Source organism: Paenibacillus sp. MT124 (assembly GCF_058792755.1).
Window position 1 is genome coordinate 168,322 of the sequence record NZ_CM179500.1, and the last position, 14,531, is coordinate 182,852.

A 14,531-nucleotide genomic window follows, 5' to 3' on the forward strand; every position below is an offset into this window, starting at 1 on the left:
GGAATGGCACATGTACAAGCAACTGGTGGATAGCAATGACAAGGCAGTGGAGAGAGGCTTGTCCCGGCAGGTGCTTGATCCAAATAGCCGATACTACGGTGGAACAATCGATCCCTACACAGGTATCGCCTGGGTTAATCATACGACCGGAACCCCTACGGATATGTGTTACTGGGGGGCAGCGCTTGCTAACCCCGATTCAATCTATTATCGGAATGAAGAGCTGTTACATCGCCTTCTACTGGCAACGGAGTTTGTGCTCCGTAACCAGCATGAAGACGGCTCCATATCTCCGGGATGGACCAACTATCATTCACCGCCAGACACAGCATTTGTCATTGTGGGGTATGCTCAGTTGTACCAGCTGCTTCAACAGCAGGAATGGGAGAAGCTCCAGCCTGTGCTGGAAAACATGCGATTGTTTTTGGAACGAACTGTACCCGTCATGCTTACAGGAGGTTGCCATACGCCGAACCATCGCTGGGTGCTATGCGCGGCTCTTGGTTTCCTGCATCAGCTGTTTGATCTGGAAGAGGCAGTGAAGCGTGCAGAGCAGTGGCTCGCTGAAGGAATGGATATAACTCCAGATGGGGAGTGGACAGAACGCAGCAACGGAATCTATAACGCAGTTAGCGACATGATGCTAATCCATGCGGCTCGCTTGTTGAATCGTCCTGAACTGCTTGAGCCCGTCAGACTTAATCTGCGCATGATGGTGTACCTGGTACATCCGACAGGTGAGATTGTTACGGATTACTCGGGTCGTCAGGATCTGGGCAGTATGCATGACTTGTCCCCTTATTACCTGCCATATGCCATTCTTGCCCGGATGGACCATGATCCGCTCTTGGCCAACATGGCGAAATGGGCAGGCGATTCACTAACAGACCCTGGCGTCTGTTCGGTCAATTCGCTCATTCGGTTATTGCTGGAGCCGGAGCTGCAGGAGATATATGAGGTGGAAGACGAACTGCCTAAGCAGTATGAGATCATGTTGAATGAACACTTTGCGCGTGAGGGTTATTTACAACAAATGGCGTCAGCAGGACATTATGGGCATATTTCTCATAGCCGGATGCATACGGACTTTGGTGCGCCTGTTGCCCGTATAAGGGATCATGCGACAAGCATAACCATAATGACGGAAGTGCCGTCCTTTTTCGCTCTTCGTCATGGCTCGGTGCGTCTGCTGGCCGTGCAACTGGCCTCCTACTTCAATCCCGGCTATGTGCCAATGCAGAAGATGGACCGATTGCCCGCAGGATATCGTCTGAGGGGTGAGCAGAAGAAAGGCTATTATGCTCCTATTCCTGCAGATCAGCTGCCCGAGACTGTGAAAACTTCCACTAGCCCATGGTATGTGTTACCTCATCAGAACCGAGAACTTACCCATGAACAGACATTCCGTACGCAGGCGGAGGTTGTACAGACAGAGAAGGGGTGGAAGCTGGAACTGTCAGGCACCGAGCCAGAGGAGATCATGATGCAGTTGTCCTTCGTATTCGGAGATGAGGGAGAGCTGTCTTCCGGCGAACTGCTGGAGACGGATGGAGGTCACTATCTGTGGAAGGGCGGAACGCTTCGCTATTCCTGTGGAGAGGACTGGGTCGAGCTGGCCGGAGGCGAGATGGGCCATCTGGCAGCTACCGTACGCGAGGCGAGGTTACCAGACAGGTGCAAGGTTGTGCTGGTCAACTTCATGACACCGTACAGGAAGACGATCCATATCTCCCTATCGTCATTGATGGTGTGATGAAGTTTTAAACTATCGGATCTTTTTCTGGTACGTATGATTAATGTATAAGGTTAAATATATTTGAAAAAGGGCGTTAACCAGCAGCTTATTCAAATTGAACGTCAAGGAGTGAGCTATATGTACGTTAAAGGGGCATTTGGATGATATGTATTCGAAATATATCGTATAGCGTTCATTGAGAGCGTTAACCCTAAGACCCCAATCGATTCATAACGTGAAAGATTTGACAGTAGAAAACGAGTCTGTGCAGAAAGAGGCTATTCAGAGAATTAAAACAAAGCTTCAGTTCAAGTCATAACTCACTATATGCCGAGCCCTGGAGCTCGGCATAATTTTTTTTATAATGATTTCGGGAAATGTTATGAGAGCTGGCTAACTGGCCTGTTAGAAGAATAGCCATAGTGATACTTAGACTGCTAATAGAAGAGAGAATAACTGAACATTTGAGACGAAAAGTTATATACATCATCGGCTGGTAGGAGGTGAGGGGGATACTATTTAGAGAAAAAGATCTGAATGAGGACAATTTACCTAAGCAAGCCATGTTCAATCTGGATATACAAAATTTTTTAAATTGGTAATTTTTATGTGGGATGTGTTACTAAGAGGTTTTTACTTATTTTCATAATAAAACCATTATTCTGTATTTTTTTGAAACTTTTATGTTTTGTAAGCGTTAATATAGTATATATTCCCAAATTTAGGCTTTTTGGAGGGGCTGACTTGCTGGGAAAATATAAAAATTGGAGGTATTTCTTTGGAAAAAATAAAAAAGTTGTTGATAGTTGTCCCCTTGTGTCTTGCTTTACTAATGGTCCCTTTTTATTCAACTGCGAGTGCTGCCGTTGATACTAGTTCCACATCTAAAAATATTATTCAATGGGGATTAGATGGAGGGCTTTCATTTACTGTGCTTGTCACAGTATCTTCGTCATTAACATACTCATCCACGGTTCAGTCAGGTTCGAAGTTGTATACTTATTCAGAATCAAATGCAAGTGTATCTTCTCCAAGTAGCTACGGTCTAACTGGATGTTCAACAACATTGGCAATAAGAAAGTCAACTAATTTTGGTTCTCAAACAATTAGTCTACCTATTCAAGGGAGCTATGTAGTTTCACCCGGAACAGCTATACTAGGCTACAAATCTAATGGATGGTCATATACTACTGATTCCCCATTTTCGGTGAACGTCGAAAATTACGGTGTTGCAACACCAAATATTGGTAAGTGTACCGGTGGTGGAAGTGTTTCCGATTCATTTAAAATATCACATTAGGAGGTGCTACTTTTGAAAAAAAAGTATATATCAATTATGATGGGTGTATTTGCTGCTTTACTATTGACAGGTTCAGTTATATATTCTCAGTCAGCTATTCCAAAAGAACAAATTAAAGAAGGATTTGATGAGATTCAATTAAGTCTTGAGGAAGGAAAATTAAATCGTAATTTAACAGCTGAAACTCCGTTGGTTGTGGGAGATGGAATCGAAATCACAAGGGATAGATTTGTTTTTTACAAGAAGAGTTCTGAGTTAATCAGTAGTCTTCAAAACAATAATAATCTAATGAAGCAAGCTTCCCAAAGTGATGATGATATTATTAATGAACTTATTAAATCAGAACTGACAGTACAAAATGCTAAGAACCTAGGACTTGAAGCAACAGCTCAAGAGATTACTGATGCTATTGCAGTTGAAAAAGCCGCTTTAAACGATCCAAATCTAGATCCAGAGAATTATTTAGTAAAAGAACTTATGTCGAATCGAATTAGAATAACAGGTTTAACTGAAGATGAGTTTTGGAATAGCGAAGAAACAAGATATGGCTATGAAAAAGCTATTTTAATTGGTAAACTTTATGATCAATTAGTAAAAGAGGGAACGCTTAACAATATTGCTGAATTTAATGAATATCAAACAGGGCTTTTAAACGCTTCCCAAGATAAACTTGAAATAAATTATGCTGCTATCAAGTAGTCACTATGAAATAAACGTCATTGCCCAATAACAGGTCAAATTATTTAGTGAACATTGAAGAAAGTTAGATTGCGAACTGGTGTTAGTACTCTGAACTTGCCTTGTCAAGTAGACAGTATTAAAACTGAAGTCACTAAGCAGCCTTAGTTCTGTATTTCATAGGACTAAGGTTGTTTAGTTTTCGTGGTACCTTCGTGATTTTTCTTGAAATTGATGATAAGCGTTTCTTTTAAATCAAATGATTGAAGGTATAGATATTCTGATTTTAAATGCCCGAAGAAACTCCTTGCAGGTATTATCCAAACAACGGTAGCAAAATTCGGAAGGTTCGAGGGATCTCGCTATATAGAAATTATCAGATAAGATGTGGGCCTTATTTATCATAAAACCATATCATTTTGCGGATTTGTTCCTCATGTGGGAGACGTGGTATGCCTCGGTTTCCCTGAAGGTCTCTAATATCTAGAATTTGAGCTAGCGTCTTATAGAGGTATTTAGAACAACCAACTTATTCGCGGCTTGCTTATATCGGAAAGTCTTGTTCGTGACATCAGAAAAACTATGCTTTTCAATTCCGGTGAAAGTGTCTGTTAATACTGCCCATATAAAATCCCCTCAAAATAAACAGAAAGAGTCAGCCTTATCTGTATACCACAAGGGGATTCATTTGTCTGGACTGAAAGTTTTGTGAGTATGATTATGCTCGTGCACCTGTCATTTAGCGCCTTTTAGGTAGTTTCATAATAGAAAAGGATTCCACTACCTTGTTAAAATGCAAAGCTTTGCATTGCCCAGTATATGTTTGCACTATTGTATCTTCAGTTGCTCTATTGCAGTTTCAATTTTTTCATTTAACAAAGGATTATCTTTGGTTTTACTCCAGTAAACTATGAGAACATTTTCTTTCTCATATAGAACGGGGAACGTTGTATCAGCACTTTCCATTTGTTTATTGAATTCTTTTGCCCCTTTTATACGATCCTTTTCAGAATTAAAGATATAAAAGTGTATAAATTCAGGGTCGTTTTGTTCTTCTATCTGTGGCATCTCTACTGAGTATGCATCAGGTATAACATCTTGTAATTTTAAAGGATACCCAGTTATACCATAGGACACTAAATCTAGTTTTTGTGATTCAAGTACTGTTAATACATCATCTAAAGTGAACTTATTTTCTTTAATTTCTAACTCTTTTGAACATCCAGTAAAGGTAATCAAGCATATTAAGATGAGTAGGAGGGGTTTCACTTTTGTAATTATCATACAACTTCTCCTTAAGATAATAATGTTGGGCTTTTAGACTATGTTGTTTTATACGTTAGCTTAATGATGCACAAAGTGGCTGAGGGTCAGTGCTGGATGAATTGTAAATGAGGTGTGAATGAAAAGCACCAAATTACATATTCATGAAATACATGCTCATCTTACCATAATTAGAGAGAGCCAGCTAGTGGCAGGTGAAGAGTGTTCATGAGTACTCTTGAGAAGGGTAACAGAGCATTTTTTTAAACTGTATTTGTGGTGTGATACTCATGTTTGGTTGTTTTTTCTAAGGATAAGATTTGTTATTGAGTTATAGACCCTCATAACATAGATCTGACATCATAAAGGGTTTGTTGGAAGTAAAAGGATAAAAGATGCCATTTCACCCTTCAAGGAGGATGGAATGGCATCTTTTTTATGTGTAATTATTGCATAAAGCTCTTGAAACTACATGTTGAGAAGACCGCCACCAGATGTGGTATACTGGAGAGTATGAATGAAAGCAAAGAGGAGGTGCCTTGGAAGATGAAGGGCAAGCTAGTGCGGGCAGAAGGACCCCTTGCCAATATTATACCGATTCACTTGGATGCTTCTTTCTTTTTCGAGAGAGCTGTCCGCTCGCTGGACCGTAATCATGTTGACAAGGCATTAAAATATTTTCGTAAAGCTGTTGAATATGAACCGGAAAATCCGGTGAACCATTGCAATATGGCGGGTATATTATCTGAGAAGGGAGATTACGAAGCTTCCAATGCCGTTCTGGCGCATGTGCTGGAGGTGGTAGATCCGTCCATGACGGAATGCTACTTCTATATGGCCAACAATTATGCGAATATGGACCGGTTTGAGGAAGCGGAGAAGGCACTTGTTACGTATTTGGAGGAGGACCCACAGGGGCAGTTCATGACGGAAGCCGAAGAGATGATGGAGCTTCTGTATTATGAGCTGGATCGCCCGGCCAAGCTGAACCGGATCAAATCCCGTAAAGGTGTGGTTGAGCACGATCAGGCAAGAGAGCTGCTGGAAGAGGGGAAATTTGCTCAGGCAGCCGAACTTCTGGAGGGCATGTCACCCGACTACCCTGACTATTTGGCAGCCCGGAACAATCTCGCGCTGGCTTATTACTATATGGGACTGTTCCCCAAGGCGAGAGAGACGATTGCCGAAGTGCTGGAGCAGGAGCCGGGAAACCTGCATGCCTTGTGTAATCTCGCGATCTTCCACCAGAACGAGAATCGGGCAGACCAAGTGCTATTATTGATCAAAAAACTACGTGTCATCGTGCCTTACCAGAAGGAGCAGGTGTATAAATTGGCTACCACGATGGGGATTCTTGGGCAGCATGACTCGGCCTATACCCATTTCCGCCGACTCTTGAAGGATGAAGAGACGGCAGCCGATCCGGCGCTTGCTCATTATGCGGCTGTGGCAGCATATAATACGGAGCGTTACGATGTTGCAGAGCGGCTATGGCGCCATGTGTCCAAGCTTGATCCGGGCTCAGAGGTTTCCAAGTTCTATCTGTCTGGCCTTGATGCAGTTAGGGAAGGGGAGCGTGAGCCCGAGAAGCTCAGCTATCACTACCATCTTCCGTTTGACGAGCAATTCAGACAATGGGAGAACTATGGTAACGGTATACCGGAAGAGATGAAAAATGATCCGCTCATCCGTTCATCGTTCTTCTGGGCGCTGCGCCATGGAGATCGTGCAACCAAGCTTCAGGTCATTCATGCCTTGGCCATGATCGGTGATTATGAGGTGCAGCAAGCCCTGCAATCCTTCGTACAAGAGCCTGATGAAGATCAGGATCTGGTTGCTGCGGCTGAATCTGTGCTGAGCGGACTCCAAATGAAAGAGCAGAATCAGGGCAAGAACCATGATCAACAACCGGTATCCGGGATAACAGACCGTCTTCTCCCTAAGATGCAATCAAGCGTAGTGCACGCCAAGTCGGAAACGACTTCGCACTGGCAAGCCGTTGTGGAGCGTGCTCTGCAGATGACAGAAGCGAAAGCGGAGCTGCAGCAGGAGATGGAGCGGATCTGGACCGATTATGTTTCCAGAGTGCATCCGGATGGTCCGGGGATCAAGCAAATTGAAGGCTGGGCTGCGGGGCTTGAATATCTCGCGGCCAAAATCCACAGTCGTCCCGTTACCTATCAGAGTATAGCGGAACGGTACGGCATATCGGCTTCCACCGTTAGCAAATACGCACGGCAGATTGTTCGGGTGTGCGGAAGCATCCCGCCAACCGTGTAGTATACTCCGGGTTACATGTACCATTTTCTTGTTGGCCGTATAGATGAGCAACATGATGCGCTTGGAGACAGTTTGAGAAAGATCGGAATTTCATGAAGGATACAATTGCCTGCAAAACGGGTAAACTTAACGAATAGGCTTCGTCATATCACTCTAGAAGTTTTCCAGTCAACACACTCTCAACCTTATCAAGGAGGCTGTATCTATATGTCTAAATACAGAACGATTGTGATCGGAACCGGGCCTGCAGGTTTGACGGCAGCGATATATCTGGCTCGTGCCAACCTAAACCCTTTGGTCATAGAAGGTCTGCAACCTGGAGGCCAGCTTACAACCACGACAGAGGTTGAAAACTTTCCTGGATTCCCGCAGGGCATCATGGGGCCGGAATTAATGGATAACATGCGGAAGCAAGCAGAGCGCTTTGGAGCGGAATTCAAGAATGGCTGGGTAGAGGAAGTCGACTTCAGCAAGCCGCCATTCAAGGTGAAAGTCGGAGGCATTGGTGAGCTTGAGGCGGAGTCGATTATTATCTCTACCGGTGCTTCTGCCCGCTATCTCGGCATTCCGGGAGAGCAGGAGAATGTGGGACGCGGCGTAAGTACGTGCGCGACATGTGACGGATTCTTTTTCCGTGGCAAGAAAATCATTGTTGTGGGTGGCGGCGATTCCGCGATGGAGGAAGCCAGCTTCCTGACCCGTTTCGCAACAGACGTGACACTGGTTCACCGCCGGGACGAATTGCGGGCATCGAAGATCATGCAGGACCGGGCACGCAGCAATGAGAAGGTGAAATGGGCCCTGAACCGGACACCGCTCGAAGTTGTACCTGAGGCACTGGGTGTCAAGGGATTGAAGGTGCGCAATAATGAGACAGGTCAAGAGGAGCTGCTCGAAGCAGATGGCGTATTTGTAGCGATTGGCCACACGCCTAATACGGGCTTCCTGGGTAATCAGATTGCTCTGGATGACCACGGTTATGTTGTGGTGAAGCCAGGTACCACCGAAACGAACATTCCGGGTGTATTCGCCTGCGGTGACGTTCAGGATACGAAATATCGCCAAGCCATCACGGCTGCGGGCTCAGGCTGTATGGCGGCCATGGATTGTGAGAAGTACCTTGAAGGCAGTATTATCCACGATTGGAGCGAAACGCTGGATAAGTAAGCATGACCAAGGTAGTGCGCTGCATAAACTATAATAAGAGACAACGGGAAGTCTCATCACGTGAGAGAAGCCGGGAGGCTTCTCTTTTTTTGAAACCAAATGGACATGAGATCGTATACATAATGGGCATATTAGCTGCGAGGTGAAGATTTTGGGGGAAATGATTAAAGAGTGGTTAAAAAATGCAACAGTCAGACGCTTTTTGATTCTGCTGCTGTTTTGTTTGGTCCTGTTCAGCATGGGGAGTATGCTGCACATGATCTTGCTGCTATTTCTAGTGACGTATGTCATGAATCGGTTGCAGCAGTTTATTACGGGGAAACTAAATCGGCTATTTCCGATTAATTATAAAGTCGTCGTCATACTGCTCTATCTGATCGTAATTGCAGCCATTGTGCTGGGTATATCCAGATATTCACCGAGAATTGTCAATCAGGTCATTCAGTTAACCAATGAGATTATGACATTCTTCGATACCGCCGAAGGGGATAATCTGGCAGCCAAAGTGGCAAGCTTCCTTCAATCATACGACATCAAGAACTATGCGAACGATGCATTGAAGTATATATTCGCTCTGAGCAAATGGCTCGAGTTTATTCTGCTGGTCATCATACTCAGTCTGTTTTTCCTGCTGCAGAAGCAGGAGATCGTCAAGTTCACATCCAAGTTCAAAACGAGCAAGATCGGTTGGTTCTACAATGAAGTGGCTTATCTTGGGGACAAATTTGTATCGTCTTTTGGTAAAGTGATTGAGGCTCAGCTGATGATCGCCGTATTCAATACGGCTCTGACCATTCTGGGTCTATGGATACTCGGATTCCCGTATCTATTTGCTCTGACGATTCTCGTATTCCTGCTTAGCCTTGTACCGGTAGCGGGCGTTATTATATCATTGGTGCCTCTGTGTCTGATCGGCTATCAAATGGGCGGAATACAGCTGAGCATTATCGTTATCGTCATGATTGTCATCATTCATGCGCTGGAAACGTATTTCCTTAATCCAAAACTGATGGCGCATAAAACAAAGCTGCCGATGTTTTATACGTTTATCGTACTGATTCTGTCACAGCACTTCCTGGGAATCTGGGGCCTCATTATCGGTATTCCGATCTTTGTCTTCCTGCTTGATATCCTGGATGTCAACAAAATGGAGAAGACCGAAGAACCGGTACGTGTGGAAACCAAGCTATAACGATCGGGTCGATGACTTGTACTAGTGAAGATTATACGGTTGAAAAAGGTTAAAACGCCTCCCGTAAGGGGATGCGTTTTTGTTTTGCGCACGGGCCAGAGGCCACATCTTTATATATATCGTTCGCCCGTGGATCGCGTCACTGGATGACGTAAATCTCATTTACAACCAGCCTTTCTCCTCAGCTACACTGACCGCTTCTATCCGATTTTTTGCCCCAAGCTTGTTAAAGGCATCCGACAGGTAATTACGCACGGTGCCGTACGAAAGATGGAGTGAGGTGGCAATATGATTGGCATTCATGCCGGTTGCCGCCAGTTTAAGTACTTCTTTCTCCCGCTCCGTTAAGGGATTAACTTCCTTGGCTGCGCCAAAGACCAGTTCGGGGGACACTTCCCGTCCGCCATTCATGACACGGCGAATGGCTTCCGCCAAACGGTCACTTGGCTCGTCCTTCAGCAGATACCCTTGCACACCGGCCTGAATGGCTCGTTCCAGGAAGCCCGGCCGGGCAAAGGTCGTAAGGATGATAATGCGGCAGTTCAGGCCAAGCTGTTGTATACGTTCTGCGACCTCAAGACCCGTCATGACAGGCATTTCAATATCCATTAAGCATAGGTCAGGTTTAAGAGAAGAGATCTGCTGAAGTGCTTCTTCTCCGTTACCTGCTTCACCGATGACTTCTAAGTCGTCTTCAAGATCAAGCAGTGACGCAAGTGCACCGCGCAGCATGCGCTGGTCTTCGGCAATCATGATTCGAATCATTATTACACTCCTCCTTGGGGTTCACTGGCAATCAGCGGAAAGGAAAAGACGAGAAGGGTTCCTCTTGAATCAGATGTAATCCGTAGAGAACCATCAATCAGTCCCAGGCGTTCGGACATACCCTTCAGTCCGTTGCCTGGACGTTCGGTGGAAGTCATACCATGACCATTATCCCTTACCGTGATCTGAACGCCATCATGTGTTCGTTCTAGATGGATCGTACTCTGCGAGGCATCACTATGTTTCACAACATTGGTTACGGCTTCTAGCATGCAGAGACTGGCCATGTTCTGGGTCAGATCCGGCACATCGTCATAAGGTCCTGGATCACCTGTTATTTGAAGCTCAATGTCTGCACTCTTTAGCATCTCTTGAGCATCGGCCATCGCCTCAGCTATGCTGATCGCCCGCATGTCAGAGACGAGCTGCCTTACTTCGCGCAGCGCTGCTCGAGAGGTGCGTTCGATCTCACGTGCTTCCTGTATGGCACGTTCGGGATTTTTGGTGATCAATTTGGTGACGAGCTCGCTCTTGAGCGTGATCAAAGAGAGTGTATGTCCCATCGTATCATGTAGATCGCGTGCGATACGCATGCGCTCTTCGCGTTTGATTAACTCCTTGATATGCTGGTTGGCCTCATCCAGCTTCGCTTCCAGTTGCTGACGATCCAGCATGGTTCTGATTCCATAAGGAGATACCAGCATAATCAGGTAAAACGGAGTAAAGAACAGGAGTTGCTCCGCAGTAAATTCCGCAATGTTAACAGCAATGGGGAGGGTTTGGACGATGGCAAGAAGCAATAGAAAACGCCGGAACATCCGTCGATCCGTATACCACCCGATAAAATTGGCCGAGAAAAAGCCTAGAAAAAACATGTTCGTATCAATCACAAGACTCAGTATCAGTACGGCAGCCATCTGCAGACCAAGCCAGTAGGAGAATGCGGAGGTCCCAGACGTCATGTATAGCTGCCGGTAGGTCAGGATAAATAGAATGAATACCGTAACACCGATGTACAAATGCAGTCCATGAGCATTCCATAAATAATAAATCGGCATGGCAAGATAGATCATCCAAATGTATGGATAAATTCCGTACCGCTTAGGGAAAAGCTCAAAACGCTGAAGCATGTAGAAGATTAAGCCTCCTTTTGTTTGCTGCGGATATAGGTGGATATTAACATAAATACCGCCAAGTATGCTGCCAAAAGAAGGATATCCCGCAACTCAGGTGTGCCACCAGTTACAATGATCCAGGCTCCATTGCCGAAACTGTAGGAAGGCAGCCAGTGACCGATTTGTGCAAGCCAGCTCGGCATGACGTCCAGTGGCATCCACATCCCCCCAAGCAAAGCGAGTGAAAGATACAGGGCGTTGCTGAGCCCGGTTGCGGTATCGACGCGGCGGAAGGTGCCAATACACGTACCCAGGGCGAGAAAGGGTAGAGAACCAGCCAAAATCCACAGAGCGGAACCGATCCATTCGGAGGCCGAAAGGGACACACCATTAATCAGATAGCCTGCTGCAAAGATGATGAGAATGGAACACAGATGCATGGCTGTCTGACCGATCATTTTGCCGCCAAAATAAATGGAGTCCGGGAGAGGGGTGACGCGCAGATAGGTGACCCAGCCGTGCACTCGTTCCTGAACGAGCCGGATCCCTAGGGTCATAATGGATGAACCCATAACGCTAAAGCAGGTCATGGACATGAGGTAGTGTGCGTTCCACTCCTTCGCATTTACTGCATCTGTGGTAAAAATGCGGGTGTAGAGAACGTAGAAGATCACAGGCATCAGCAGTGACCAAAATACAAAGTAGACATTGCGGGACATGCGAAGCATTTCTACGCGAGATTGAGCAAACAGCATAGACATATCAGTGTTCCTCCTTCATGGTTTCGAGCAAGGTTACATAAGCATCGTCCAGTTGTCCGGTTTCAATACGAATTTCCCTAACCGGCAGCTGGCGCGTAATGATGACACGAATCAGGGCGTCTGTATCCTGAGTATGAAGAATACAGCGGTCTTTGCGATACTCGATTCTTTCCACTCCAGGCAGCTCTTCAATCTGTGTACGGATGTCCGGCAGAGCAGTATCGGGAGTTATAAGTTCGGTATACAGGTGGCCATCTGGCAGCGAGAAGGAAAGCGTCCGTTTGGCGATTCCGTCTTTGATACGATCAGGCGTACCGTCCGCAATGATGGAACCTCCTGCGAACAGGATAATCCGGTCGGCTGCTTCATCGGCTTCCTGCAGGTAATGTGTTGTGAAGAGTATCGTTTTGCCGTGCTGGGCAAGCTGGCGAATCTGCTTCCAAAAGTATCTTCGGGTCTCGGAGTCCAAGCCAACCGTAGGTTCATCGAAGAAGAGCAAGTCTGGGTCACCTGCCATGGCAAGGGCGAAGTTCAGACTGCGCTTTTGACCACCTGACAGCTTCTCAGCCCTTTTGTTCAGATCCTCAGGCTTTAGACCTGTCAAAGCTTCGATCTTGTCCGCATCCAGCGGGGTAGGATAGTAGCTGCGCACCATACGAATGATTTCCCGAACCGTAAGGCCGTCCATGACACTCACGTCCTGGAGCATGACACCGATGCGCTCGCGAACTTGTCTGTGACCTGGCGGCATCCCCAGGACAGTCACTTCTCCTGAGGAGGGAGTGGACAGGCCAAGCATCATGTTCATGGTGGTTGTTTTGCCTGCGCCGTTTGGGCCAAGGATGGCAATGATTGAGCCGCGGTTAATCTTCAGGGAAATAGGGCTGACGGCCAGCTTGCTGCCGAACCGTTTGCTGACTTGTTCAAGCTGTATGATGGTTGAATCGGTATTCATCTGTATTCACGTCCCTTGTCTGTTCTCTAAGATAATTCCATCTTACCGAACGAACTGTGACGGGATTAGTAAGAGTTGTCATGACTTTCAGGTGACAACTGTCATCTTTTACGCATGGAACGAGTGATCATGAAATATCATGAGTTGAGGCTTCCCTTTCTAGTAGGGAAGCGTGAAAGCTTGCGTTTTGGTAGAAGAGAGGAGAGGTTGTATACGTATACATGAAGTGGGTGTGATGTGGTTCACAATCGCGGCGAAGCGTTCTGTATCAATGGTCTTATCGTCTTGACCCAGGCGTATCCTTCAATTATAGTTGGTACGTAGGATTAAACTATTTTAGATAGATAAAGGTGGCTTGCGGCATGTCTGAGAAAATCTACGTTGGGGTCGATCTCGGCGGAACAGCAATCAAGGTCGGTATATGCAATGAACAAGGTCAGCTTATGCATACGTATGAAGGGCCGACAGAAGTGGATAAGGGCGTAGACACGGTCATCGCCAACATCGAGAAGTATGTCCGTCATATCGTGGCAGAATCGCCATATAGCTGGGAGCAGCTTGAAGGTGTAGGAGCTGGGGTAGCCGGGTTCACGAATGTACGCGAGGGTATTATCGTTCTCGCTCCTAACATCGGATTTCGGAATGTAGCCATTCGTTCGGTTCTGGAAGAGCGTCTGGGCAAGCCAGTCAAAATAGATAACGATGCTAACGTTGCTGCACTCGGTGAGGCTTGGGCAGGTGCCGGCAAGGGCGTGGATAATTGCGTATGCTACACGCTGGGTACAGGTGTTGGCGGAGGCTTGATACTGAACGGCAAAATCTATCAGGGCTTTTCCGGCATGGCGGGAGAACTGGGTCATGTCAGTGTTGTGCCTGATCTGGAAGCCATTCAGTGTGGTTGTGGTAAAATGGGATGTGTAGAAACGGTATCGTCCGCAACGGGCATTATCCGTATGGCTAAGGATGCAGTAGAACGCGGAGATCATACGTCACTTGCGCTTGTGGACAAAATTGCAGCCAAGGAAGTATTCGATGCAGCGAAAGCTGGAGATGAAGTGGCTCTGCGCATCGTAAATCGTGCTGCATTCTATTTGGGTAAATCCATGGCGGCTGTAGCTGCAGTCATAAACCCGGAAATGTTCATCATCGGGGGCGGTGTATCCAAAGCCGGTAATATCCTGTTTGACGAAGTACGTGCTGTATTTGCGAAACTGACACCTGAACCGCTGCAGGAGGGTGTTCAGATCCTGGAAGCAACTCTGGGCAACGATGCGGGAATTGTTGGCGCGGCAGGACTTCTCTTGCGTTCTTAGTAACCTC

At 46.2% G+C, this 14,531-nt stretch carries 12 protein-coding genes; 7 read left to right on the plus strand and 5 right to left on the minus strand.

Annotated elements, in window-relative coordinates; translation table 11 throughout:
- Positions 1-10 precede the first annotated feature (10 nt).
- From AC3RCI_RS00840 to AC3RCI_RS00850, 3 genes are all read left to right on the plus strand, one after another.
- Positions 11-1,753 carry a hypothetical protein gene (locus AC3RCI_RS00840; RefSeq protein ID WP_492527290.1) on the plus strand — a complete coding sequence of 581 codons (1,743 nt, stop codon included), beginning with the start codon at positions 11-13 and terminating at the stop codon, positions 1,751-1,753.
- A gap of 760 nt (positions 1,754-2,513) precedes the next feature.
- Positions 2,514-3,035 carry a hypothetical protein gene (locus AC3RCI_RS00845; protein ID WP_492527291.1) on the plus strand — a complete coding sequence of 174 codons (522 nt, stop codon included), beginning with the start codon at positions 2,514-2,516 and terminating at the stop codon, positions 3,033-3,035.
- Positions 3,036-3,047: 12 nt separating this feature from the next.
- A complete protein-coding gene (locus AC3RCI_RS00850) occupies positions 3,048-3,734 on the plus strand; it encodes a SurA N-terminal domain-containing protein (RefSeq protein ID WP_492527292.1) in 687 nt (228 codons plus the stop codon).
- Positions 3,735-4,541: 807 nt separating this feature from the next.
- Here AC3RCI_RS00850 and AC3RCI_RS00855 read toward each other — a convergent pair.
- A complete protein-coding gene (locus tag AC3RCI_RS00855; protein WP_492527293.1) occupies positions 4,542-4,997 on the minus strand; it encodes a hypothetical protein in 456 nt (151 codons plus the stop codon).
- 525 nt (positions 4,998-5,522) lie between these two features.
- Between AC3RCI_RS00855 and AC3RCI_RS00860 the strand changes: the two genes are divergently transcribed.
- From AC3RCI_RS00860 to AC3RCI_RS00870, 3 genes are all read left to right on the plus strand, one after another.
- On the plus strand, positions 5,523-7,256 hold the full coding sequence (locus tag AC3RCI_RS00860; RefSeq protein ID WP_492527294.1) for a tetratricopeptide repeat protein: 1,734 nt from the start codon (positions 5,523-5,525) through the stop codon (positions 7,254-7,256).
- A 207-nt stretch (positions 7,257-7,463) separates the two neighbouring features.
- Positions 7,464-8,423, plus strand: coding sequence for a thioredoxin-disulfide reductase (gene trxB / locus AC3RCI_RS00865; RefSeq protein WP_095293000.1), 960 nt, complete (start codon positions 7,464-7,466; stop codon positions 8,421-8,423).
- Positions 8,424-8,583: 160 nt separating this feature from the next.
- Positions 8,584-9,615 carry an AI-2E family transporter gene (locus AC3RCI_RS00870; protein ID WP_095362072.1) on the plus strand — a complete coding sequence of 344 codons (1,032 nt, stop codon included), beginning with the start codon at positions 8,584-8,586 and terminating at the stop codon, positions 9,613-9,615.
- 162 nt (positions 9,616-9,777) lie between these two features.
- On the opposite strand, the gene AC3RCI_RS00875 is transcribed toward AC3RCI_RS00870, so the two are convergent.
- The 4 genes from AC3RCI_RS00875 to AC3RCI_RS00890 are packed head-to-tail and all read right to left on the minus strand — an operon-like array spanning position 9,778 to position 13,211.
- Complete coding sequence (locus tag AC3RCI_RS00875) at positions 9,778-10,380, minus strand: response regulator transcription factor (RefSeq protein ID WP_492527295.1); 603 nt, start codon at positions 10,378-10,380, stop codon at positions 9,778-9,780.
- Between the two features lie 2 nt (positions 10,381-10,382).
- Entirely contained in the window at positions 10,383-11,510 is a 1,128-nt protein-coding gene (locus AC3RCI_RS00880; protein WP_492527296.1) for a sensor histidine kinase, read from the minus strand.
- An 8-nt stretch (positions 11,511-11,518) separates the two neighbouring features.
- On the minus strand, positions 11,519-12,256 hold the full coding sequence (locus AC3RCI_RS00885) for an ABC transporter permease (RefSeq protein ID WP_492527297.1): 738 nt from the start codon (positions 12,254-12,256) through the stop codon (positions 11,519-11,521).
- Between the two features lies 1 nt (position 12,257).
- The gene (locus tag AC3RCI_RS00890) at positions 12,258-13,211 is read right to left on the minus strand and encodes an ABC transporter ATP-binding protein (RefSeq protein ID WP_492527298.1); all 954 of its coding nucleotides are present in this window, start codon (positions 13,209-13,211) and stop codon (positions 12,258-12,260) included.
- A 362-nt stretch (positions 13,212-13,573) separates the two neighbouring features.
- Here AC3RCI_RS00890 and AC3RCI_RS00895 point away from each other — a divergent pair, with 362 nt between their 5' ends.
- On the plus strand, positions 13,574-14,524 hold the full coding sequence (locus AC3RCI_RS00895) for an ROK family glucokinase (protein ID WP_127540603.1): 951 nt from the start codon (positions 13,574-13,576) through the stop codon (positions 14,522-14,524).
- The last annotated feature ends 7 nt before the right edge of the window (positions 14,525-14,531 follow it).